This window comes from Pseudoalteromonas sp. 20-92, assembly GCF_030847595.1.
Taxonomy (GTDB): Bacteria; Pseudomonadota; Gammaproteobacteria; order Enterobacterales; family Alteromonadaceae; genus Pseudoalteromonas; species Pseudoalteromonas fuliginea.
The window spans coordinates 18,632-43,775 of record NZ_JANJGQ010000024.1 but is presented as its reverse complement, the minus strand read 5'-3'; the positions used below and the strand labels follow the sequence as shown (position 1 = coordinate 43,775).

Below are 25,144 nucleotides of genomic sequence, written 5' to 3'. Positions count from 1 at the left end.
GTTAACAAGTATATAGAATTGGCTTTTTTAAGGTCACCTTTATGGCAACAACTAACTCGCGCACGCTTGCTCGGTTTATGCTTCTTCCTAGTGTAATTTTATTACTTGCTTGGATGATAGTTCCGCTGTGTATGACACTGTATTTTTCATTTATTGATTACAACTTACTCGTTCCAGGGGATAAAGAGTTTGTAGGCTTTTTAAACTATGAATTTTTCCTAACTGATCCGGCTTTTTTTGAATCATTTTTTAACACGCTTTACCTAGTAACTGGGGTTTTACTTATCACTATTTGTGGTGGTATTGGCTTAGCTATTTTACTAGACCAAGCCATATGGGGACGAAACTACGTTCGCATTATGGTACTAGCTCCATTTTTTGTAATGCCAACTGTGTCGGCATTGGTATGGAAAAACATGCTAATGAACCCAGTTAATGGCTTATTTGCACACTTTGCAATTTGGCTTGGCTTTGAACCTATCGACTTTTTTGCTCAAATGCCATTATTTTCAATCATCATTATTGTGTCTTGGCAGTGGTTACCGTTTGCAGCATTAATACTGCTAACAGCAATACAATCACTCGACCGTGAACAATTAGAAGCGGCTGATTTGGACGGAGCTGGCCCATTTAGTAAGTTTTTTTACATCGTTTTACCGCACTTATCGCGCGCTGTAACTGCGGTTATATTAATCGAAACTATATTTTTACTGTCAATTTTTGCTGAAATATTAGTCACAACTAGTGGCGGTCCTGGTTATTCGTCGACCAATATAACGTACTTAATTTATACGCAATCGCTACTTCAGTTTGATGTAGGCGGCGGTTCGGCAGGGGGCATAGTTGCAGTTATTATTGCAAATATAGTCGCTATATTTTTAATGCGCTTAATTGGCAAAAACTTGGAGGGTTAATTATGACTATAAAAGATAGCCGTCGTTCCAAACTAATTTATACCATTGCTGCATGGACAATAAGCGGCATGATTTTCTTTCCAATTTTATGGACGTTAATCACCAGCTTTAAAACGGAAGCCGAAGCAATATCAGCAAGCCCAAGCTTATATGCGTTTGATTGGACGCTCGAAAATTACCGCGATGTACTGTCACGTTCGCCATACTTTAACCATTTTTGGAACTCTGTGGTTATATCGTTAGGTTCAAGTTTGCTGGGTTTATTAATTGCTGTACCTGCTGCTTGGTCTATGGCTTTTGTACAAACTAAAAAAACAAAGCATTTATTAATGTGGATGCTTTCAACCAAAATGTTACCGCCAGTAGGGGTACTTATTCCGATTTATTTATTGTTTCGAGACTTTGCGCTACTCGATACAAAATTAGGTTTAGTGATTGTAATGACACTCATTAACTTACCAATAATGGTATGGATGCTGTACACCTACTTTAGAGAAATACCAAACGAAATACTTGAAGCTTCACGTATGGATGGCGCAACAATTGGTGAAGAAATATTCCATGTTCTATTACCAATAGCCTTACCGGGTATAGCCTCAACGCTATTGTTAAATGTAATTTTGTCGTGGAACGAAGCATTTTGGACACTTATTTTAACCGCTGCAAATGCTGCACCTTTAACGGCATTTATTGCCAGTTACTCAAGCCCTGAGGGGTTATTTTACGCTAAGTTATCGGCAGCATCTGCCATGGCCATTGTGCCAATTTTAATACTTGGTTGGTTTAGTCAAAAACAATTAGTGCGTGGATTAAGTTTCGGCGCAGTAAAATAGGAGAATACACATGGGCAGCATCACACTAAAACAAGTCACTAAAAACTTTGATGAAGTTAACGTAATTAAACCGCTAGATTTAGAAATTAAAGACGGTGAGTTTATCGTATTTGTTGGGCCATCAGGCTGTGGTAAATCGACATTACTTCGTATGATAGCAGGGCTTGAAGATACCACCAGTGGTAATATAGAAATTGACGGCATTGACGCTACAAAAACACCGCCTGCAAAAAGATGCTTAGCAATGGTGTTTCAATCCTACGCGTTATATCCGCATATGACAGTGCGTAACAATATTGCTTTTCCTTTAAAAAGAGCCAAAGTTAGCCCTGCAGAAATCGAAAGTAAAATTGCTAACGCCGCTAAAATTCTTAATTTGACCGATTATTTAGACCGAAAGCCTGGGCAATTATCGGGCGGTCAGCGCCAGCGTGTAGCGATAGGGCGCGCAATTGTTCGTCAGCCTTCGGCATTTTTATTTGATGAACCGCTTTCAAATCTTGATGCGTCACTACGTGTAAATATGCGTTTAGAAATATCTGAATTACATAAAAGTTTAGCTACAACAATGATTTATGTTACGCACGATCAGGTTGAAGCTATGACAATGGCAGATAGAATCGCGGTATTTAATGCCGGTATTATTGAACAGGTAGGCACACCTTTAGAGCTTTATAAAAACCCAGTAAACAAATTTGTAGCTGGTTTTATTGGCTCTCCAAAAATGAACTTTATAGATGCTCCACAAAATGAAGATGCGAATGTTAGTTGTATTGGTATACGACCAGAGCATATAACACTCTCTACTGAGCAAGGAACGTGGGATGGTACTGTCGGTGTAATTGAGCATTTAGGATCGGAGAGCTTTTTACATATAAATATTGAAGGCAAAGGGACCGTAACAGTAAAGGCAGATGGTGATTGTCCGTTAAAATATGGCGACAGTATTTACCTAAGCGCACCGGCTGATAAAGTATTAAAGTTTGATAATAACGGTTTAACAATTCGCTAGAGCCAATCTTTAATTACCTTAAATAGCACCTTTATAAGGGTGCTATTAACTAAATTCTAATTACATAATCCTATGAAACCTAGGTATTTTTTATTAAGGAATGGTATATTTACAACTATAAATAACAAAAACGTTATTAATAAATAGATACTCCAAAATTAATAAAATAATTTATATAGCAGCACATATAATTGAAATTATGTAATGAAAATAAGGACTTAGTTTTCCTTCTATTTTAAGAGGTTTACGTGGTAAAGCTATCAAATACAGAAATTAGAAAGCTAGATGATGCAGCCAGAGCAGGGTGGTTATATTATGTTGGCGGTAACACACAAGATGAAATTGCTAAAAAGCTAAATATATCTCGCCAATCTGCACAAAGAATGGTCGCATTATCTGTGAGCCAAGGATTAATTAAAGTTAGACTTGACCACCCGATTGCCAAATGTATGGATTTGGCCGAAAAATTAAAAAGCCGTTTTGGGTTAGATTCGTGTGAAGTTGTACCGAGTGATCCGTCTGAACCTTCATCTACACTAGGTTTGGCTCAAGCTGGCGCGGCTGAAATAGAACGTCATTTAAAATCAGAACAACCCAAAGTACTTGCTATGGGAACAGGTCGAGTTTTACGTTCATGTGTAGATGAGCTAAGAACTGTTGATTGTCCGCAACATAAAATTGTAGCAATGCTAGGTAATATGGCTTTGGATGGATCGGCTTCACCTTATGATGTTGTAGTAAGAATGGCCGAACACACCAATGCAAAACATTACCCAATGCCATTGCCAGTTTTACCCAGAAGCATTGAAGAAAAAGAACAGTTACACGCACAACAAAATATTACCGGTAATTTAAAACTCGCTAAAGATGCCGATGTAACATTTGTGGGTATTGGTAGCTTAGGTGAAAAGTCGCCATTACATATAGATGGTTTTATTGATGCGCAAGAACTTAAAGAGTTACAAGATCTTGGTGCTGTTGGTGAAATGATTAGTTGGGTGTTTGATAAAAACGGTAAGCTTTTAGATTGCACAGTTAATCAGCGTGTAGCAAGTACGCCATTAAAAACAAATGCTAACAAACAGATTTATGCGATAGCTGCTGGTGAAGAAAAAGTGTTAGCCATTTTGGGCGCAGTAAGGTCAAACATGATCAGTGGATTAATCACTAACGAATATACAGCTGAGCGTTTATTAAGTATTGATTAAACAAATTGAGAAATAAATTATCTGTATTAATAATACCTGTTATTGTAATAAAATCACTTAATGTCCGATACCGTCTAGTATTGGACATAGTAAGGGCGCATTTAAGCGCTCTTTCTATATACACATAAACTACCTATAATTTATATTATGTTAAATAGCTTGTGGATGGATTTGTATGGGTAATCCCCGTCATTTTGTCGCTGAATTTGGGTGATATTTAGCCGGCATTTAGGTTCAGTCAAAATACCTCCCCTAAGCCTTGTTTTTATATGTTTTCTATTTTTCTTGCGCGTTCGGTTAAATCGTAAAAAATAAAACATGTTTATTTATAAAAACACGCTTATCAATGATGATCACTTTAAAAATTAGTAAACGATAACACAATGAACGCCCCTGAGAATCCTCTCGGGTTATTATTTTATGGATTACTTTTTTTATGAATACATTTAGAAATTTATTGTTTCATGCTGGTTTTATGAACTTTGATAAACTAGATAAGCGCGCTGCAATGGAGTTTTTACTTATTAATACTGAGCGAACTTTAGAGCGCTGGATAAGCACTGACAAGCCGTGCCCGCGTGCAGTGCTTATGCTCGAACAACGGATAAATGGCGGAATGAGCTTTCATAAAAATTGGGATGGGTTTTATATTTGCCGTGATGGTTATTTGTGGACACCACGCGGAAAACGCTACGAACCTGACTACATAAACAAAATAGAGTTTTTACAACGTGCAGCCCGCTACAATGAAAGCCATGTAAACGCCCTACAGCATAAAATTGACCACTTACATGAATTGGTTGAAGCCAGCGATACATTGAAGGCCATAGGTAATGATTTAATTAAAATGAGTGAACAATTTACGCTTAAAGATATAGTGTTGAAATATGGGGATAAAAAAAGAGCTTAAGCTCTTAAGTAATTAATCTAACTAGCATAAAAGTTATAGCAAGTGCCCTATTGGTAATTGCTATAACTATAGATTGATGCTGTTTCTAAGCCTATGGGTTAGAGTAATTCTAAAACCTAATTAAGCGGACTAAAATAGCGAGGAACGAGCAAAAGCAAACTGTTTTTTGTCCGTTTAAAGGTCTTGTTAGGCGAGCCGAATTCAAATCCACCTCCCCCAGCCTTGGGGTATTTGTATTTGTAATATAGCTTCTTGTAGGTATGCCCAATGCTCATAAAACTCTTCAGATAACTCGATATTCTTAGTTTTAATATTATCAACAACTGACCGCCAATTTAACATTTGCTCTATGTATCGTATTTGACTAATTTCAGCCCAGTATGGATAATTTGCATAATCACTTACGCAATGCTTACAGCCATAAATTAGGTGTATTTTATTATCCTCATGATAAAAGCCAGTCATCGACCACGGGATATTACCTTGACTGATAATATCTTTTTCACAATCTTCTTTCATGCAAATTAGGGGCTTATATTCAGTTTCTTGGAGTAACTGATGATGTAGCTCTTGTGGTCGTGAGAAATGTTTTTGTAAAATAAACCCTCGCATTGTTGGAATTATGTCTAGTATGTTATCGAGATAAATCTCTACAAGTTCATAATCTTTATTTTTTAGAGATAGTAATTTATTCTTCAGCCCCGTTGTTGCGCTAGTTGAATAGAATGCTATAAATCCTCCGCAACTGTGCTGCTCCATACGATCTCTAATATCAGATTCAGCTCTGACTCCAACATTCTTTCTCGTTTTAAAGTTATGCTTACAACTGACTAGGTATTTAGTACCTCCAAGTTCAACAATCATATCCAATCCATCATCTACACCTTCAGATGGTCCAATCTGGACTGTATAACCTAAGTGAAATAAAACGTCCTGTGCGAACCATTCCCATTGGTTAGGTGTGAGTTTATATATATCATCTTGATACATAGTTGTTCCTATCACTGATAAATGTCGTCATTTAGTTCATTATGAGAAGATAATTTACTGGTTTCTCCTATTTCCGGAGTAGTTAATCCAAGCATGATTTCAATCATTTTTATTAAGGATGATGATTTTAGGTTATCATTCCAAGCAGACTCTAAAGCATCAGATACTGCAAGTGGGTTTTTGTTTAAACCTTTGGCTCGTCCATATTTTTCAGAAGCTTTGTTTTTGTGATCATCCCACTTGTCGCCTAATTCAGATATTAAGGTATCCGTAATATTACTTTTCCAAATGGTAATGTTTGGAAAGAAAACATGTTCTTCTGTTGGCCAATTAAGTAGGTCGCTTTGCTCACAAAGCTTCAAAATAGAAGCATTATCTTTTTTATGTTTTCCTATTTCAGAAAGTAAATGGGCTGACTTTCTCACTTTAGCTGCATCTTGGTCATCTTTAATTGAGTCGTATTCCGCTTGTTTATTAGCATCGCCGTCTATTAAAACAAATACAGGTATTTTCAATAACTGAGCAATACACAACGGACGAATAATCTCACTTTTTCCATGAACAGGAACTATGTGACAACCTTGTCTTCTAAATTCATCGTACTTCCCCATTAAATGAAGATAAGTAGTTAAAATTGAAACATCTTCTATACCTTCAACAAAAATGACCTTTTGTGAAAAGAACATCTCATTAAGCTCAGGACTTAAAGCAGGACTAACTTTTGCAACAAGCGCTGAAGGTGAAGTAGGCTTTGTTTCTACGGTACTTAACTTGGTTGAAATATCGGTATATGACACCTGAGACACTAACGTTTCACTAGGTAAACCTGATTCTCTAACTATTCTTAATGCCGTTATGTTATCTGATGGGACAAAATATGGACTATGTGAGCATAAAACTATTTGTGAGTTTTCATTTGCAAGTTTAAAAAGAGTTTCAGCTAGATACTTCATTTGTGGAGGGTGTTGGTAGAGTTCAGGTTCCTCAATCGCCATTAATAAAGTAGGGCTAGCAGAATCAACCATCCCTACAAGCTCTTGAAGCAATGCAAAAATATATGAACGCTGCATTCCATGCCCAAATCGAGCTAACTCACCTTCATACCCATTATCTCCAATTAATACTTGAGCTGCGGGATCCTCTACCTTGATCGTTTTTTGGTCGTCATAATTCCATTTCACTCTAGCTTTAATATCTGGTTTTGACCAAATTTGTAAGCGTTTTTCAATTGAAGAAGATACTGAAGATAATACTCCTTGTTGAGCATCTAGCATTTTTTGATAAGCTTCTTTAGCATCATCATAAATTTTAGTTACATCATCATCAAAGTTAACCTTTGCCCGTACAGTTCTCTCAAGAAGAATAGTTAAAGCTGAATTTTTACTTTCCTCACCTTCTGTTGAAATATCTTTTGTCGCAGGTATGAATACCCATTGTATGTGTGATGCTAAACGGTTTGCTCCTTTAGTTGCACCATAAAACTGGTCTTCACTAGGCATAGGTGTACAAAGAGCCGAGTTTGCTTCTTCAAAACTTCTTAGTGCATCCTCCATTCCACCTTTAGTAACTATATTTGGTAATTTTGCATAGTTATTTTGTGATTTAATCGAAGCATATATCTTTTTTAATTCGGGAACTTTTTCGCCATTTTTAGCTGCTGAAAACCATGGTGAAAAGTCAGAAATAACTTTACGTTGACCATACTGCTTCACGCTAGCAAAACCAGTACTCTCATCAAATGTAGCTTCAGCTGTAATTGTAAGTTCATCTTGACGTATATATGCAGATAAATCATCTTTTGCTGCATCAGTTAGCTCACCAAAAGTAACGGTTATTCTTATTGGCTCTTCCGTATTTTTATGATGAAAGTCGTCTTCTGTTAATTTAATTAAATCAGTTTGTGTATTTTTATTTTCTCTGAAGAACAAATTTAATGCATTTAGTGCTGTTGATTTCCCTGAGCTATTTGCTCCGATAAAACAATTATAATTTTCAAATGAAATTGTTTCATTTTTATAAGATCTAAAGTTTTCGATGTGTAATTTAAGTATTTTCATATCAACGTCCTTGTGATGCAAACTCTAGGTTCGCCTAACGAGACTGTAGAATTTCTATTTTAGAAAAAACAGCCTCAGAATTTATTAAACATTTAGCCTCAAATTGCGTTGCTACGTAAAATCTGAGGGAATAATCAACTAGAAAGTGAATTTTACGGGCTGTGTGAACACAAAAATTATCCGTTACTTTCAACTTTTGAGTAATTCTACAGCCTCAACAGTTTAATCAGAGGACATTTGCCTTATTTTCACGCGATAATGTCCTTATTTTATGAATGTATATTAATAGCAGATTCAGTAAGCTATTGCCAATTATAAGTATTATTCTTGGGATAGGCTGTTTTATGATGTGAAAAAGAGGAATGTTTCCTCATAATCTGATTATGAGGTATTACAGGTAACGTTGTTTTTATAGCGTGGGCGGGTAATCCCCCCATTTTTAATGGAGGCTATCTGTAGAGTTTCCGTTGTTTAACGTTTCCAGTTTTTGTATGGGTGTAATGCCACCTATGCCCATGTTAGGGCGTTCATTATTATAAGTCCATAACCAATCGGTTGCTTTATCTTGTGAGAGTTAGCATGACACCCATTTCAAATAATAAGCTAACCTGTTGTATAAATTAAGTTATTAAACTTAAGCAAGTAACAAGGCATGGGGTTGGTTGTAAAAATTAATTAGCTATGAATGATTTTAGCGGCCATTTTAATTATGTTAAATTGGCCACTAATAAATTTAATCAACATAACTGCGCTTCATTATTTAACGTTGAACTGTGTTTTTTTGGTTATTACTAGTGGATAATGGAAATGTGTCTCTATAAAAAATACCGTTTGATGGTTATTGCAATCAAACGGTATTTTATGAGTCTTTTATTAAAAATGCTTAGTATCTTGGTTTATATGCTAAAGCTTTATTTATTAATACCTTAAACAAAACAAAACAAAGCAAAACCAAATAAAAATGTTAAAACATTTTGTCTTTCATAAACTCTTCAATGAGCTCAGACACTTTATCTGGATGTTCATCAATAACCCAATGTGCGGCTTTATCTATCCAAACCAATGACGAATTTGGAATTGCTTCTTCTAACATTGGTGCATACTTTGGCTTTTGAAACTCGTCTCCTTTACCCCATATTATGAGTGTTTCATGAGGTAAGCTTTTAAGATCGCCTGTAATAGCTTCGGTATATTCTTTATTGAGCCTACGCATGTTACTAAATAAAGCGGCTTTTCCTTTTTCATTACTCCATGGTGTTAAGTATATTTTCATCAACTCTTCAGTCATCACGCTTGAGTCATAAACGCCTTTGGGCATGAAATCTCTTAATGTATCCACAAATTCGGCTACCGTTGCTTTTTCTTCCACACCTGGTTCTAGCAAAGGTTCAAATTCTGGTATTGGCCAAGAATCAAAACATACACTATCAATTAAAACCAACCCGTTTACTTTTTCCGGATGATTTACAGCAATTAATTGAGCAACACCACCACCAATATCATGTGCAGCAATATTAACTTTAGAAATACCGAGTTCTTCCATAAACTTACACATTATTCTACATTGCGCATTTATAGATACATCAGTGTTAATTGGCATATCAGATTCACCAAAGTTAAGTAAATCTGGTGCTATTACCCGATATTTTGATGCAAGTTTTGGCATCACATTTCGCCATAAAAATTTATTGGTTGGTATTCCGTGTATCAATAATAAAGGTGTTCCTTGTCCCATTTCTTGATAAGCAATTTGATGACCTTCTACTGTAACGTACTGTGTTTTGCTCATGCTTGTGCCTCGTTAATTTAAAAAATTATAATGTTTATTAAACTATAAAATTGGAATATAGCCTTATAAAGTAAATTCCATCCCAAGATGAGCATTTATTAGTTATTAAAAAATTATAATAATTTAAAGTCAAACCCTTGCGATACCTGGGCTTAAGGCTAAGTAAGTTTATTTGTTTTTATTATTATAGAGGAAACGTTTGCTCTTATATTTGCAACAATTACAAAAGCGAAGTTGCTAATACTTTGAAGGAATAATTTGAAGTAATTATTGTTATTAAAGGATTTTTACAAGTTTAAATAAATTAAAGGTTTAATATACACAAAAGCGCTAAATAAATATTAGCGCTTTGAAAATTAAAATTTAAGTTTTTAGTAAGCTATAGATAAAAACAGTGAACCGCCCTACTGTTTTTTATAAATCAGTCCAATAAGGATTTAATATTTTCAATAAGCACATTTTTTTTAACTGGTTTTAATAATTGGCCATCAAAACCTAAATTAATATATTTATTTTCACTAAAAGTATGTGCAATAATTTTTGTTGTGGTTTTATCAATGTGCTTTCTTATTTTTAGCATCGCATCTGTGCCCGTAAATTCAGGCATAATTATATCCATTAAAATAATGTCATAATTATTTTGTGAAACCATAATAAGTGCTTCTGCCGCACTTGAAGCAAAATCAACGTTAAAACATTCATCTTCAAGCATTTTTTTTATAACAATCTCAATTAAAAGATCGTCATCTACCAACAATACATTGATAAGTTTATTTTGGCTTTGTGTTATGGAGGAAATGTTATTCGGCATCGCTTTATTAGCTGGCTTTGGTTTTACAAACTCTTTAACATTACTTTCTGATGACATTGATATTACTCTATTGGCTAATACTAGTGGTTCTTTACTTGATGATTTAAAATATTTAATGGCAGCGATAATTTACTCCTAGTATTTTTTGAGTTTGTAACTTATATAAAATTAATTACTTACTATGTAGGTATATATCGGCAGCTTGAAGAATTTACTTAATAATATATAACCACTGTTCTTTATATAAAGCAATTATTGGCCCAAGTAATTTATGTTTAAAATTAGTAACTTATTTACTGCTCAATAAGATTTTTAATTGTGATTAGCAAATTGCGATGCAAAATTAATTTTATTAAGCTGTTATCCGTGAGGTTCAGAAAGGCGGGTGTTTTTACTGTATAGGAAGTAAAACACAGACTTGATTATCTATGTTTTACAGTTTAACTAAAATAGTTTTAATGCAGTGCTGCCGTGAACGGGATGCTTTCACAGATTTTTGCTTCAGCTATAAGCAATTCTTCTAAACGTATATCCACTTCCTCTTTTTCGAAGTACTCGTAAGCAAGTTCAACAAAAAGATTTTTATGCTTTTCTTCTGATTTAGCGATAGCAACATAAAAGTCTTTTTCTTTACCCTCAGGAAGTGCTTGTGCAACTAAAGAAAAACGCTCGTGCCCTCTTGCTTCAATTACACCGCCAACCAGTAATCGGTCCATTAAAAAACCATCACGACCATGTCTAAACAGTGCACGAATTTGTTTTATATACGGATCTTTTTTGTCATCGCCTAAGTTTACATCACGCTCTAAAAGTAATTTAAGTACTTGTTTAAAATGTATTAATTCTTCTAGCGCTAAGTCGGTCATAGCTTTTACTAATTTACGTTTGTCTGGGTAATGCGAAAGCATAGACATAGCCATACCCGATGCTTTTTTTTCTGCAGCAGCGTGATCTTGTAAAAAAGTATTAAAGTCAGCAAGGACAACTTCGGTCCATTCAAATGGGGTGTGATATTTTAATTCAAACATGTTCTGTACAACTTAAATAATAATGCGGGGGATTTTAACGTATTTGATTTAAAAAATCTTGTAAGGCAGTAATTTATCTATGCGCCCTTTAGCCGTAGATTCAACTTTTAACGGGTGTTTAATATCGTTCCATGCGGTGACTTTACCGCCCATATTCATTTTTTCAAAATCAGTTTTATCACTTTTTAATGCTAAAAAGTTGCATAACTTTTTGTAGCTTTCTGGTTTTGCTATATCAATGGATAAAAAATCGTTGTCGCGGTTATTAAAGTACGTTTGAGCGTCATTAAAATGTGTTTTATAGCAGTGAGTTAAGTAACTATCGTTGCTAATATTATTAAGCGAAAGCTCACTAAATGTGTTTAAATAACAGCGTTTTATATGAATATTAAAGCCCCCGTCGCCGCGTGTTAAATTAGTGTGCATACGCGTTAAAAGCTGCTTTATTGATGCAAGCCACGCACTCAATTCGCGCTCTAAATAAATAAACTTAGAGTTTGGATAATGAATATCAAGCGCTTTAAAATCGTTAAATATGGGAGTGTCGGCAATTGCGCTGGCATTTTCAAAGCAAGCATTAGTATACGCGGTATGCGCCGTTGTAATACCAAGCTCTAAAAATGCGTGGCACACACTGGTTGTGCCGGTACGCGGTAAACCTATTATAAATATTTTGCTCATTAACTTTTCTTTAATTAGCCACGTGTTACTAGCAATAAAAAGGCGCTAACAATAATCACTAAAAATGTCGCAATAGTACCAATTTGGCGATATTTCAGGTTTTTTTCTACTATGCCTATATTTTGAAACACACGCCCTATTAATAACGCACCACCTAATATATGACAGTAATGGCTAGCAAGCCCTTGGTATTCTGCCAAAAAAAGTAAAATTAAAGCAATTGGCACGTACTCCATAAAGTTAGCATGGGCACGCACAGCACGTTGCAGCGTTGCGTTACCATTATCACCAAGTGATATCTGCTCCGCTCGGCGCACTTTTATTACGTTAAAGCTCAAATAAATGTAAAACAATGCAAGTAATGCAGCATAAGTTGAAATGATCATGGCGTTTTCCTGTTATTTTATCGCATAAGCATGCGCTTTATTATTGTGGGCGTGATAATAACATATAAATTTGAGCAGCATTATCAGAAGTTTAATAAATGCCTATGCTAAGCTAAGGGTATTAAGTAAGTAGAAAATTACATAAGGATTTTATGTTTGTACCTCGCAAAGTAGCCGACAGTTACCGTGAAATGATTAACAGTATTGGCTTTTACCCTTCGATGCTTTCAGTGGGCTTTTTAGTATTTGCCATTATAACTATGTCGGTTGAATATTTAGCCCCTATTGAGCAGCTAAAATCGTTTATATCGGTTGTACTTGTTGATAGCGCCGAAAACGCGCGTACTATTTTAAGCACTTTAGCAGGCAGTATTATTTCGCTTACCGTGTTTAGTTTTTCGATGGTAATGGTTGTTTTAAATTCGGCCAGTGCGAGTTTATCGCCTCGCGTAGTGCCAGGGCTTATTACGCGTAAATCACACCAAATGGTTTTGGGTTTTTATTTAGGCAGCATAATTTACTCAATTATTATGCTTATAAATATTAATAAGCTTGATGGTGGCAGTACGGCAATTCCTTCAATTGGTGTGTTGTTCGCACTTATTTTTGGCTTGATTTCATTAGGTTTATTTGTATTTTTTATACATTCAATATCTCGTGCGATCCAGGTTGATAACGTATTAAATGGCTTATTTAGCCAAACTAAAAACGAAATTAAAACAATAATACAAAGGCAATCAGATAACCCAGTTGAAGACTTTCCAGACTTTAGCAAGTGGCACTCTGTTGTCAGTAAAACAGAGGGATATTATAAAGGCGTACATACCGATAAGCTGTGTGCCATTTTGGCAGAGCAAGATATAAAGGTATATATCTCTGTTAACCAAGGTTATTTTACCGTTAAAGGTTACCCGTTTTTAAAATGTAATAAAGATATAGCAAACGATGAAGAGCTGATAAATAAAATTCTCGACTGCTTTATTTTTTATATAGAAGAATACATTAGCGATCATTATCGTTATGGGTTGACGCAAATATCAGAAATTGCGGTTAAAGCAATGAGCCCAGGCATAAACGATCCAGGTACTGCGGTTAAATCAATTGATATGCTGAGCATTTTACTTATTCAAAGGCTTTCAATTAACGATATTAACTACTCGTTTAAGCACAGTGACAATGCCCCATTGCTATACCTTCATGAAACAAGCTTTGACGAATTATTACATGACAACTTTACGCCGCTTCGTAATTACGCAAAAGGCGATGCATACGTAATGACAAACGTGCTTGAGGCGTTTAAAAACATTTTGTTTATTGCACACAAAGACACTGATGCACGAAACAGCTTGTTTAATTATTTAAATGCGATTGTTGATGACATCAATGAACATGTCACAAATGAATACGACAGGAGAGAAATAACTAATATGCTCAATGCAATTGCCCGCATTAGCGAAGAGCAAGGTGAGAAGTTGGTGGCACGTTTTGAGCACCACTAGGGCGTGTTGAATTATTTAGATTGAAATTTGTTCAATCTAGGGGCGATTAAATCGCGGCACGAGGTTTGTAACCTAGTGGGCTAAGTAAAAACCGAGCAACATAGAGTTAATCGTCCCTAGGAAGAACCTATATTTTAATCTATGTAGTACACAGCATAGCTTGAGGCTGTTACTTTAATCTCTCCGGCATGGTAGGCATCAGGTACATAATTACTTGGTGCGCTATCAGCCATCATTACTTTTTCTGCACGCATATAAGGCTGTGATTGCACATTGAGTGGGCTTAGTGATGCGCTATACAAACCTTTTAAATCAACGCCATAATCTTCACTAAACTCTTTTGCTGCATCGCGTGCATCTTTTATTGCTAATTTTTGCGCTTTTTTATGTAGTTCGTTGTAGTTACTTGCTAAAAATTGCGTTTGGTTAATTTCGTTAATTCCGTTGTTAACTAAGCTTTGTAGTAACTCTGGGTATTTATTTATATCGTTGAGTTTTACTGTTAATGTGCGAGAAACTTTGAAGCCTTTAAAGTCTTGATTACCGGTTGTGCGGTTATATTGACTATCACGGTTTATTGAAATTTGCCCAGCATTTATATCACCTTCTCTAACCCCTACTTCTTTTACGAGCTTAATTGCTTTAGCGATGGTTAAATCGGTTTTATTTTTAGCTGCAATTAAGTCCTTATCAACTTCGGTAATACCTACACTAAGCTGTACGTAATCCGGCATTGTGGTAAGAGTGGCTTCGCCCTTTACGTAAATATGAGGGGCATCGGGAGTAGCTGCAGCAAGTGCATCAAAGCTAAGTACATTTAAAGCCAGCGCGCTACCTAAAACAAGGGTAAGAGTTTTCATTAAGTCGATCCTTTAATTTTGTTAAACCCAGTAAACACCGTACGCGGTTAATTAAATATGAACAAGCACAAAAAAACAGGCATTTGCCTGTTTTTTGTTAAGCATTGTAACTGTGCCTACAACGTTATTTATTTTTAATTACGTATAAATCTAATTAAACACTACAACGCTTATAGTTACGGTATTTTGGTAACCAGTAATTTTTGTCTATTGCGGCCCATAAAGCATCATCAGTGATCTCAAGTGCAACACCTTCTTCAATCGCTTTTTTAGCAATAGCAAATGCAATACGTTTACTTAGCGTTTCAATTTCAGTAAGCGCAGGTAACAAACTACCTTTACCTGTATTGGCACGCGGCGACGACTCTGCAAGCATTTCACTAGACACACTTAACATTGCATCCGTAATACGCGTTGCTTTAGCGGCAATAACCCCTAAGCCAATACCTGGGAATATATAACTGTTGTTACATTGTGGAATTGGGAACGTTTCGCCATTGTACTCAACGGGTGCAAATGGGCTACCGGTTGCAACAAGCGCTTTACCATCTGTCCATTTAATTACATCTTCTGGGTATGCTTCTACCTGCTTAGATGGGTTACTTAATGGGAAAATAATAGGTTGCTCACAACCTGCGTGCATTGCACGAATTACCTGCTCGGTAAATAAACCTGGTTGGCCTGAAACACCAATTAAAATATCAGGTTCTGCACAGTGCATCACATCAAGAAGTGATGCGTATTCACCGCTGTAAGTCCAATCACTTAACGAGCCTTTAGGTTGTGCAAGTGCTTGTTGGAAGTCGCGTAAGCCTTCCATACCTTCACTAAGCAAGCCAAAACGGTCAACCATAAATACTTGGCTACGCGCTTGTGCTTCTGTAATGCCTTCAAAAACCATTTGGCTAATAATTTGCTCAGCAATACCACAACCAGCAGAACCAGCACCAACAAATACCACTTTTTGTTGGCTCAGTGTTGAATTTTTAACGCGACACGCAGCAAGTAAAGAACCAACCGTTACAGCCGCCGTACCTTGAATATCATCATTAAAGCTACAAATTTCATTGCGGTAGCGCTTAAGTAATGGCATTGCATTTGGCTGTGCAAAATCCTCAAACTGCAGCAATACATTTGGCCAGCGACGTTTAACCGCTTTAATGAATAAATCTAAAAACTCATCGTATTCGTCTTGAGCAATACGCTTATGGCGTGCGCCCATATACATAGGATCGTTCAAAAGCTTTTCGTTATTAGTACCTACATCAAGCATTACAGGTAATGTGTATGCTGGGCTTATACCACCACACGCTGTGTAAAGTGACAATTTACCAATTGGGATACCCATGCCACCAATACCCTGATCGCCTAGGCCTAAAATACGTTCGCCATCGGTAACAACAATAACTTTTACTTTACCTTTGGTAGCGTTGCGTAAAATGTCATCAATTTGAAAACGGTCTTCGTACGAAATAAATAAGCCACGTGCACTGCGATAAATGTCTGAAAACTTTTCACAAGCGTCGCCAACTGTAGGCGTGTAAATAATAGGCATCATCTCTTCAAGATGGTCACGCACTAAACGGTAGTACAGTGTTTCGTTGTTATCTTGGATTGCACGCAGGTAAATGTGCTTATTCAAATTTTCGGTAAAGCTAGAATACTGCTGATAACAACGCTCCACTTGCTCTTCAATTGTTTCAAAGCGTGGAGGAAGTAAACCAGCAAGATTGAAATTTTCGCGTTCTTTTTTACTAAAGGCACTGCCTTTGTTTAATAGCGGCGTTTCAATTAGGCCAGGGCCAGAATGATGAATATATAAGTAGTTAGGATCAGTATTTGTTGTCATATTTCCAAGCTTTAACGGAGTCTTAAGTTATGATCTGTCATTATCATTGTTAGAAGTTTAATTGCAATGACAATTAAGTTGGTCAGACCATTGAGAAAAACACTTGCAAGCCGCACTGCCTGCAAGTGTATTATACATAAATTAAAATTTGATAGTGACGTGATTATCAGTTAAATCAGATAATGCAACACCTTCACGGCGCGGATCGGCGCCGCCATACAATTTGTTATTTTTAATTTCAACGGCATGTAAGCCTGAGTTCAAATCGAGAACACGTACATTGTGTCCGCGTTTAGCAAGCAAAGGTGCAATAGCTTCAAGCGTTGTGCCTTTTTCAAGGCTGGTGTAATCGTTACGATTTGTTGTACGTGGTAAGTTTATAGCGTCTTGCGCTGATAAGTTCCAGTCAATAACGCCAACAACCACTTGCGCAACATAATCAATAATGCGACTACCACCAGGAGAACCCACAACTAAACGTAAGCTGCCATCTTTGTTAAATACCATTACTGGTGACATAGAGCTACGCGGGCGTTTACCAGCCTCTACACGGTTTGCTACAAGCTTGCCGTTTTTACGTGGCGAAAGCGAAAAGTCAGTTAGTTGGTTATTTAAAATAAAACCATTAACCATAACCGTAGAGCCAAACGCCATTTCAATTGAACTGGTCATCGAAACGGCATTGCCTTTACAATCTACAACAGATACGTGTGAGGTAGAAGGTAATTCGTATGAATCATCCATTGCATAACTTAAGTACCCTACAGGATTACCAGCTATGGCTTTTTGATCTGTTTCTGTAATTAATTTAGCGCGCGAGGCAATGTAATCTTTGTTTAGGAGCTCTTTTGTAGGTACTTGGGTGAAATCGGGATCGCCCATGTACATATCGCGATCGGCAAATGCTATGCGCGAAGCTTGGCTAAAGTAATGAATCGCCTTTTCGCCGTTTGGCTTAAGTGCGCTCATATCTTTATGTTCAAGTAAGCCTAGCATTTGCAGTACCGCAACACCGCCACTGCTTGGTGGCGCCATAGAACACACGTTATAGGCACGGTATTGTATACATACCGCATCGCGTTCTTTGCTTTTGTAATCTGCTAAGTCTTGTACGCTTAATTTGCCTGGGGCAATTTTAGAGCGCTGTACAGCATTAACTATTTGTTTAGCGTTTTCGCCTTTGTAAAATGCATCAATGCCTTGCTTTGCAATGTCTTTGTATAAATCTGCAAGCGGTTGATTCTTTTTAATTGTGCCCGCTTCAATCAGTTTACCATTTGGGTAAAAGTATTCGTTGATTATCGGCATGCTCATTACACCGGGGTTTAACTGGCGGGCTAATAAGCCATGTAAACGCGGCGAAACTACAAAGCCTTGCTCAGCAAGTTCAATAGCGGGTTTAAAAAGCGCTTCCCATGGCAATATACCGTATTGTTTATGCGCACTTGCAAAGGCATGTAAAATACCGGGTACACCAACAGAGCGTCCGCCTACAACGGCTTCAATCCATTTAACGGCTTTACCGTGTTTATCTAAAAACAGCGTTTCATCTGCATTTGCAGGTGCGGTTTCGCGGCCATCAAAACTAGTCAATTTATTGTTAGCTTTGTTGTAATACATCATAAATGTACCACCGCCAATACCAGAGGATTGCGGTTCAACTAAAGTAAGCACTAGTTGAGTTGCTATTGCAGCGTCAACGGCACTGCCGCCTTGGGCTAAAATTTGTTGACCGGCTCTTGAAGCATACGGATTTGCCGCTGCAACCATGTACTTGTCACCTACCACAACTTGCTTGTGACTAAGGCCCGTTGCTGCTTCTGGTTCGCGAGTTTCTATCGGTTGCTGTGCAAAAGAAGGCAATGTTATTGCGCACAGTCCAATAGCAAATAATGAGTTAAGTTTAAAATGCATAAAAAGTCTAAAAACACTTAATAACGATAAGGTAATTGGCATCTTAAAGTTAAACGGGCACAATATGCAAAAATTTATACTAAAAAATTACAATAAAATGCTTAATTTACCTATTCAACCTCGTTATATATTACCGCCTATTATTCTGCTGCTTTTTAGTACCATTTTTGCTGCATTTGATTTAAATAATTTACTTGAATTTAACCGAGAGCTAATTAATCAAGGCGAACTGTGGCGAATTTTTTCTAGCCAATTTGTTCATGCTAATTGGGCTCATTTGGGATTAAATGCCAGTGGTGTTTTATTAATTTGGTTACTGCATGGCGAATACACATCACCTACTCGTTACGCCGTTAATATAAGTGCGCTGGCACTGTGGTGTGGACTTGGCGTGTATTGGTTTTGCCCAAGCATACATATTTATACCGGATTAAGTGCTCTGCTGCATGGCGTAATTATTTGGGGGGCAGTTAAAGATATAACTGTAGGGCTTAAGTCGGGGTATTTATTATTTATAGGCGTATGGATTAAAATAGCGTTTGAGCAATTTAGCGGCCCTAATGCTGATATAGGAAAGCTTATTAACTCAACTGTAGCTATTGATGCACATTTAATTGGTGTTATTGGCGGGACTCTGCTTGCCATACCACTGGTTATAGAGTTCTTTAAAAAGAACCTTAAAAAGAAAAAATAAAGTTAGATTTTGTTTAATCCAATAAAAATGCCGCATTAGTTTAGTCAACCAATGCGGCGTTTTTGTTTTTATAATTTAAGCGTAAAGATTAAAGCGTTTCTTTAAATAACTTATAAATACGGCGGTATTCGTCTAACCAACTTGAAGGCTGTACAAAACCATGTGGTTCAACAGGAAATATAGCTGTTTCAAAGTTTTGTTTTTCAAGCTCTATTAAGCGCTGTACTAAACGCACTGAGTCTTGAAAAAACACGTTATCGTCAACCATGGGGGCATTAATGAGTAAACGTTTGTTTAAACCCTCAGCGTAATAAATTGGCGAGCTGCGTTCATACGCAATCGGGTCAACATCAGGATGGTTTAATATATTAGCCGTGTAACCTGTGTTGTAATGTGCCCAATCGGTAACAGGGCGTAGTGCCGCACCTGATTGAAATAACTCAGGCGCAGTAAACAATGCCATAAAGGTCATAAAGCCGCCATAAGAGCCACCATAAGTACCGACTGCTTTGGTATCAACGTTGGCATTTTGCGCCATCCATTTAACGCCATCGGCTAAATCTTGTGTTTCAGGTGTGCCCATTTGACGATAAATCGCAGTACGCCAATCACGCCCGTAGCCTTTAGATGCGCGGTAATCCATATCCATTACTATATAACCTTCATCAGCGAGCAATGAATGAAACATAAATTCACGAAAATAAACCGAAAACCCCATATGTGAGTTTTGCAAGTAACCCGCGCCGTGGTTAAAAATAACCGCTTTGCGATTTTTACCTACTTCACCTTCAACGTAATCAGCTGGGTAGTATACTTTTGCGTATATAGGTTGTTCAGTATGGCTCGATGGCACGGCAACAATTTTAGGTGCAGTTAGTTTTTTAGCTAAAAACTCATCCGACACTGTATGCGTTAAGCGCGTTGCTTTTGCATTGGCTTTAGCGTCTGCTACATAAAGCTCATTAGGCATGGTAATAGTAGAGTGCTTAAGGAGTAACTTGGTTTCATCAGGGCTTAACGTGTAATTGGTCATGCCGTTTAAATCAGTAACTTGCTCACTCTTACCGGTTTGCGGGTTAACACGGTAAATTTCGTACAGGCCTGGGTGTTCAACATTCGCTTTGTAATAAATTGCGCTGTCGTCGCTGGTAAGCGTTAAGTTAGAAACCTCAAATTGGCCTTGTGTAAGCGCAGTTGCACTACCATTGACTGGCTTTTTATAAAGCTGGCTGTAACCAGATTCTTCTGAAAGGTAATAAAGCGTGTTTGAGTTATGTAACCAACCAAAGTCGTTAAATGCGTAAGCAATCCATGCATCGTCATGTAGGCGATGTTGCGACACAAGTTTGTTGTTTTTAAAATCAACGGTAGCAAGCCAGCGATCTTTGTTGTCCCACGCTTCAAGCATGACAGCCACTTGTGAGCCGTCGTCGTTCCATACTATTGGGCTTTGCTCAAAACCCCAGTCCATAATAACGTTAATGCCACGAGGCGCCTTTTTAGACTTATATGTTTTACCATCACGTGCATAATTTTCTTTTTTAACTGCGGCTAAAACATCTTCATCAAAACCTGGTAAGGTATTAAAGCTAAGTGATGTTTGCTCTTTGTTAGTTAAATTGATGTAGACAAGCTGTGAGGTTTCTTCTTTAGCGTCAGCTACACGGCGGCGTGCTTTTTTAGGTTCAATGGTTGCATCATTAGTGATGTAATTTGGCATAATATCGCCATCTGCGCGCCAATCAGTTTTTTCTTTAACTACGACTAATAACGCATCACCATTTGGTGAAAGCTGTGCCTCTGCAACTTTATTACCGTCACCTAAGTAGTAAGCCGTGTTAGCAATTGAATCGTTTTGTTCATTAATTTGCTCACTACGTGCTTGCTTATCTTTTTTATTTTTTTGCTGAAGCGCCACAAATTTAATCAGTTTATGCTGCTCTTTAGCAATATACGTGCTTGGCTCTTCAATGCCTTTAGGCTCATCAGCAAGTTTTAAGTTAGCAAGCTCGCTCGTTAAACCTGTTTTTAAATCAACTCTAAAAAACACATTACCTTGGCGGTAAACTAAATCACCATTGTTTAAAAATTGTGGTTTAGACTCACTTGTTGATGTCGCTGTAATTTGTTTAAGTTCACCGGTTTTTAGGTTTTTAACAAACACATTACCTTTAAATGTGTAAGCCGCCATTGTTTTATTTTTAGAATAAACAGCTTTATTTGAACCCACAGTATGAAGTTTATTAAGTGCTACCTGCTCTGCTGTTTGGCTGTTAACAGATTGGCTAAATAAATTGCGTAATGTATTACCTTGCTCTTTTTGAGCATAAATAATAGTAGCTGAATCGCTTGCCCAATAAGCGCTCTCTGGCTGATTACCCATCCAATCGGGATCGGCCATTGCTTGTTCTAGCGTTATTTTTTGTGAGCCGATATCTGCTGGTGTGTTTACAACCGCAGCAACCTTGGTTGCTGGTAAAGCACTTTGCTGTGTTGAAGAGGTGTTAGCGGTAGCGCTACAACCTGCAAGCATGATACTTGAGGCAACGGCTAAGGCCACTAATGTTTTAGATGAAGAAAAATTAAAAATCATAGTGCTTCTATACGGTTATTATAATTAGGCCGTATTTAAGCAGAAGCACTCAAGTTATTGCAATTATTTAAGATAAATAGCCATTAAACAGGGTAAAGCTCAGTTTACTAATTGTAATAGACGTTATTCAATTACTAAATCAAGCCACACCAGTCGATGATCGCTTGATGCGTTTCTGTCTTTAATTAAACGGTATTCATTACTGGTTTTAGTTGGCCAAAACACCCCACCGTCCTTAATTTTTAAGCCATAGTTTGACGGTAAAACGTAATCAACACGGGCTTGCCAATTAGCACTGTAATTTTGTGCATAAGGCATATCATACTGCTCTTTAGCACCTTCACTTTTTGGAACAAAGTGAGCATTTATTAATGGGTTTTTAAGTAATTGGTCGGTGGTATTTGTACGGGCTTTATCGCCCTCTGGGGCTGCGTTTAAATCACCTAAAATAACAAAACGAGAGCGAGCTTTTAAACCGCCTTTTTCGCCTTTATCGTCGTAAATATACTTAGCATTTGAAACGTAATCTGCAATTAACCTTACTTCATCGTGGTTACGTTTGCCGTTTCTGTCCTCTTCACCGTCAAATACAGGCGGTGTTGGGTGAGATGCAATAACATGAATGGTTTTGTCATTTACGCTAATAGGTAAATCCCAAAACGATTTAGAACTGAGTCTAAGTGTTTGCCATTCTTGTGCGTTATACCAATTTTCACCTGTTTTAGGCATTACAGGCATTTGTGCATTTGGCATGTCTTTATATTTAAAAGTTTGAAGGGTTCTTACTTTATCAAAATCGATTGGGTATTTTGACAAAATAGCCATACCATAATGCCCTTCAAAAAAGCCAAAGCCTTGTGCATCGCCCATCACGCCATTTTTTTTGCCATCATTATCTAAATCAAACTCGGTGGCTAGGCCTGTATTTACTGGGGCTATATAAGAGTAAGGATAGTTAATAGCGGCTTGTTCTTGCTGACCTACATTTAAATAATGTTTATTAAAGTATTCAGTGCCCTGCTCTTTTGGGATGTAATCAAATTCGTTAAGTAAAATAATATCAGGGCGAACACGCTGAATAATTTCCGCTATGTTCTTAATTTGCTGGTGGTTTGCTTTAAGTGAGTTAACTAAGGCATCACTTTTAACTTGCACGCCTTTAGGTGTGTGATTAGTTGCATCCATACTTACATTAAAAGTAGCAACACGAAGAGAGTCTGATGCAAATGTATTTAAGCTAAATAATGCAGTAATGGCTAGCACGCCAGATATTGTTTTTAGTTTCATTGTTTTACTTCACAAATTTAAAATTAGACTTTAACAGTATTACATATTCAAAGCCCATTTTTATGACAAAAAAATACCGGCTTAAGCCGGTATTTATATCAAGGTATAATAACTATTCACTGAGTACTAAATTGGCAGCTGCTTTTAAAATACCAGGGTACTCTTGTTCAGGTAGGTATTCTGAAAGTTCGCCAAGCTTATCGGCGAGTTCATTTATATTTGTAGCCGATACATTTATATGGCCCATTTTACGCCCTGGCTTTGCTGTTTTTCCGTACCAATGACTTGTAACATTCGCTATATGTAAAATTTCACTCGGTATACTTGATTGTCCTAATACATTAATCATTGCTGTAACGTGTTTAAGTTCTGTATTACCAAGCGGTAAACCTGCAACAGCACGCATGTGGTTTTCAAACTGGGAGCAATGGCAACCTTGTTGCGTCCAGTGGCCAGAGTTATGTACGCGCGGTGCAATTTCGTTAACGAGTAATGTGCCTTGAACATCAAAAAACTCTATAGCCAATACGCCAACGTAGTTAAGCTCGTTTGCTATTTTTGTAAATGCATTGTTTGCTTGAGCTTCAACATTTTGATTATTTTTACCGGCAATAGAGAGCGTCAATACACCATTGGTGTGCTCGTTTTCTGTTAGCGGATAAATAGCAACATTACCGTGTTTGTCGCGCGCACCAATAATAGATACTTCACGATCAAACGGGATCATTTTTTCAGCAATTATCGTATGTGGCGCAAGCTGCGTGCCTGATGCAATAAAATCAGCCATTTGTGACCAAATTTCGTCTATTTGATCATCCGATTTTAAACGCCATTGGCCTTTTCCATCGTAACCCGCTTGGCATGTTTTAATTACAAGTGGTTTACCTAGGGTTTTAACGGCAAGCTCTAAATGCGCTTTTTCAGTAATTAATTGGTACGGCGCACAAGTTACGTTTGTTTTATCAAGCAATGCTTTTTCAAGCGAGCGATCGCCACCGGTTTTAATTGCAGCTTTACCTGGGTAAAACTTATTGCTGTTACAGCAAAGTGTTAGTACGTCATCAGGAATATGCTCAAACTCGGCAGTAATGGCATCAGCGTTTGATATAGCTTGCTCAAGCGACGTGCTATAAACATCGCCTGTTAGTGGGTGCTTAATTTGCTTGCTGCCTACATCGTACGCCACAACGTTTAAATTAAGCGGCGCGCCGGCAAGGCTCATCATACGTGCAAGTTGCCCTGCACCTAATATTAAAATATTCATTATTACTCTGCAGGGTTTGGATTAGCTAATATAGTGTCGGTTTGCGCTTTACGAAACGCTTCAATTTTTGCAAAAATTTCTGGATTTTGACATCCTAAAATTTGTGCAGCTAATAACCCCGCGTTTGCTGCGCCCGGCTCACCAATTGCTAGCGTACCTACTGCAACGCCTTTAGGCATTTGGCAAATAGATAAAAGTGAATCAACACCATTTAATGCTTTTGATTTTACAGGCACGCCAAGTACAGGAAGCGACGTAAAAGCAGCTGCCATACCTGGTAAATGCGCTGCGCCGCCAGCGCCAGCAATAATAACTTTAATACCACGTTCTGCGGCTGAACTTGCGTAATCAGCAAGTAATTGAGGAGTGCGGTGTGCAGACACGACTTTGGTTTCGTACTTAATACCAAAATGCTCTAGCATAAGTGCTGCATGTTCCATGGTTGGCCAATCTGATTTAGAACCCATAATAATGCCAACAGTCATAAATACTCCTCAGTAATGTATTTTAAAAATAGCGGACTTATGTCCGGTTTTAGGCGGGTATTATACCCAAACCAAGTTTA

21 protein-coding genes are annotated in these 25,144 nt (G+C 37.3%); 7 read left to right on the top strand and 14 right to left on the bottom strand.

The window, feature by feature from the left end; translation table 11 throughout:
* Positions 1 to 41: 41 nt before the first annotated feature.
* From NRL14_RS17170 to NRL14_RS17150, 5 genes are all read left to right on the top strand, one after another.
* The gene (locus NRL14_RS17170) at positions 42 to 914 is read left to right on the top strand and encodes a carbohydrate ABC transporter permease (RefSeq protein WP_002960879.1); all 873 of its coding nucleotides are present in this window, start codon (positions 42 to 44) and stop codon (positions 912 to 914) included.
* A gap of 2 nt (positions 915 to 916) precedes the next feature.
* Positions 917 to 1,747 (top strand): carbohydrate ABC transporter permease, encoded by an 831-nt coding sequence (locus NRL14_RS17165; RefSeq protein ID WP_002960878.1) that lies wholly within the window; start codon positions 917 to 919, stop codon positions 1,745 to 1,747.
* A 10-nt stretch (positions 1,748 to 1,757) separates the two neighbouring features.
* Complete coding sequence (locus NRL14_RS17160; protein WP_306725210.1) at positions 1,758 to 2,759, top strand: ABC transporter ATP-binding protein; 1,002 nt, start codon at positions 1,758 to 1,760, stop codon at positions 2,757 to 2,759.
* Between the two features lie 248 nt (positions 2,760 to 3,007).
* Positions 3,008 to 3,967 (top strand): sugar-binding transcriptional regulator, encoded by a 960-nt coding sequence (locus tag NRL14_RS17155; RefSeq protein ID WP_002960874.1) that lies wholly within the window; start codon positions 3,008 to 3,010, stop codon positions 3,965 to 3,967.
* Positions 3,968 to 4,403: 436 nt separating this feature from the next.
* Positions 4,404 to 4,877, top strand: coding sequence for a DUF3653 domain-containing protein (locus tag NRL14_RS17150; RefSeq protein ID WP_306725209.1), 474 nt, complete (start codon positions 4,404 to 4,406; stop codon positions 4,875 to 4,877).
* Between the two features lie 201 nt (positions 4,878 to 5,078).
* On the opposite strand, the gene NRL14_RS17145 is transcribed toward NRL14_RS17150, so the two are convergent.
* The 7 genes from NRL14_RS17145 to NRL14_RS17115 all read right to left on the bottom strand — a co-directional run bounded on the left by NRL14_RS17145 (position 5,079) and on the right by NRL14_RS17115 (position 12,619).
* Entirely contained in the window at positions 5,079 to 5,867 is a 789-nt protein-coding gene (locus NRL14_RS17145; protein WP_306725208.1) for a restriction endonuclease, read from the bottom strand.
* 11 nt (positions 5,868 to 5,878) lie between these two features.
* Complete coding sequence (locus NRL14_RS17140) at positions 5,879 to 7,924, bottom strand: ATP-dependent endonuclease (protein WP_306725207.1); 2,046 nt, start codon at positions 7,922 to 7,924, stop codon at positions 5,879 to 5,881.
* Positions 7,925 to 8,888: 964 nt separating this feature from the next.
* On the bottom strand, positions 8,889 to 9,713 hold the full coding sequence (locus tag NRL14_RS17135) for an alpha/beta fold hydrolase (RefSeq protein WP_306725206.1): 825 nt from the start codon (positions 9,711 to 9,713) through the stop codon (positions 8,889 to 8,891).
* Positions 9,714 to 10,134: 421 nt separating this feature from the next.
* Positions 10,135 to 10,581, bottom strand: a complete 447-nt coding sequence (locus tag NRL14_RS17130) for a response regulator (RefSeq protein WP_007377156.1) — start codon at positions 10,579 to 10,581, stop codon at positions 10,135 to 10,137.
* Positions 10,582 to 10,979: 398 nt separating this feature from the next.
* Positions 10,980 to 11,552: a tRNA-(ms[2]io[6]A)-hydroxylase gene (locus NRL14_RS17125; protein WP_007377157.1), complete on the bottom strand. Its 573-nt coding sequence runs from the start codon at positions 11,550 to 11,552 to the stop codon at positions 10,980 to 10,982.
* A gap of 48 nt (positions 11,553 to 11,600) precedes the next feature.
* Positions 11,601 to 12,233 (bottom strand): sulfotransferase, encoded by a 633-nt coding sequence (locus NRL14_RS17120; protein ID WP_306725205.1) that lies wholly within the window; start codon positions 12,231 to 12,233, stop codon positions 11,601 to 11,603.
* Positions 12,234 to 12,247: 14 nt separating this feature from the next.
* Positions 12,248 to 12,619 carry an MAPEG family protein gene (locus NRL14_RS17115; RefSeq protein ID WP_306725204.1) on the bottom strand — a complete coding sequence of 124 codons (372 nt, stop codon included), beginning with the start codon at positions 12,617 to 12,619 and terminating at the stop codon, positions 12,248 to 12,250.
* A 152-nt stretch (positions 12,620 to 12,771) separates the two neighbouring features.
* On the opposite strand from NRL14_RS17115, the gene NRL14_RS17110 reads away from it, so the two are divergent.
* Positions 12,772 to 14,118: a DUF2254 domain-containing protein gene (locus tag NRL14_RS17110; RefSeq protein WP_306725203.1), complete on the top strand. Its 1,347-nt coding sequence runs from the start codon at positions 12,772 to 12,774 to the stop codon at positions 14,116 to 14,118.
* A 134-nt stretch (positions 14,119 to 14,252) separates the two neighbouring features.
* On the opposite strand, the gene NRL14_RS17105 is transcribed toward NRL14_RS17110, so the two are convergent.
* The 3 genes from NRL14_RS17105 to ggt all read right to left on the bottom strand — a co-directional run bounded on the left by NRL14_RS17105 (position 14,253) and on the right by ggt (position 18,741).
* Positions 14,253 to 14,978 carry an SIMPL domain-containing protein gene (locus tag NRL14_RS17105; RefSeq protein WP_149605288.1) on the bottom strand — a complete coding sequence of 242 codons (726 nt, stop codon included), beginning with the start codon at positions 14,976 to 14,978 and terminating at the stop codon, positions 14,253 to 14,255.
* 154 nt (positions 14,979 to 15,132) lie between these two features.
* Positions 15,133 to 16,827, bottom strand: a complete 1,695-nt coding sequence (locus NRL14_RS17100) for an NAD-dependent malic enzyme (protein ID WP_007377162.1) — start codon at positions 16,825 to 16,827, stop codon at positions 15,133 to 15,135.
* Positions 16,828 to 16,968: 141 nt separating this feature from the next.
* Complete coding sequence (gene ggt / locus NRL14_RS17095; protein WP_306725202.1) at positions 16,969 to 18,741, bottom strand: gamma-glutamyltransferase; 1,773 nt, start codon at positions 18,739 to 18,741, stop codon at positions 16,969 to 16,971.
* A gap of 64 nt (positions 18,742 to 18,805) precedes the next feature.
* Here ggt and rrtA point away from each other — a divergent pair, with 64 nt between their 5' ends.
* Positions 18,806 to 19,435 (top strand): rhombosortase, encoded by a 630-nt coding sequence (gene rrtA / locus NRL14_RS17090; protein ID WP_008135163.1) that lies wholly within the window; start codon positions 18,806 to 18,808, stop codon positions 19,433 to 19,435.
* An 88-nt stretch (positions 19,436 to 19,523) separates the two neighbouring features.
* Here the strand turns inward: rrtA and NRL14_RS17085 are convergent, their stop codons facing one another.
* The 4 genes from NRL14_RS17085 to purE all read right to left on the bottom strand — a co-directional run bounded on the left by NRL14_RS17085 (position 19,524) and on the right by purE (position 25,064).
* On the bottom strand, positions 19,524 to 22,028 hold the full coding sequence (locus NRL14_RS17085) for a prolyl oligopeptidase family serine peptidase (protein ID WP_306725201.1): 2,505 nt from the start codon (positions 22,026 to 22,028) through the stop codon (positions 19,524 to 19,526).
* Positions 22,029 to 22,151: 123 nt separating this feature from the next.
* The gene (locus NRL14_RS17080) at positions 22,152 to 23,315 is read right to left on the bottom strand and encodes an endonuclease/exonuclease/phosphatase family protein (RefSeq protein WP_306725200.1); all 1,164 of its coding nucleotides are present in this window, start codon (positions 23,313 to 23,315) and stop codon (positions 22,152 to 22,154) included.
* A gap of 112 nt (positions 23,316 to 23,427) precedes the next feature.
* Positions 23,428 to 24,579: a 5-(carboxyamino)imidazole ribonucleotide synthase gene (locus NRL14_RS17075; RefSeq protein WP_149605294.1), complete on the bottom strand. Its 1,152-nt coding sequence runs from the start codon at positions 24,577 to 24,579 to the stop codon at positions 23,428 to 23,430.
* A gap of 2 nt (positions 24,580 to 24,581) precedes the next feature.
* The gene (gene purE, locus NRL14_RS17070) at positions 24,582 to 25,064 is read right to left on the bottom strand and encodes a 5-(carboxyamino)imidazole ribonucleotide mutase (protein ID WP_002962540.1); all 483 of its coding nucleotides are present in this window, start codon (positions 25,062 to 25,064) and stop codon (positions 24,582 to 24,584) included.
* Positions 25,065 to 25,144: the final 80 nt, after the last annotated feature.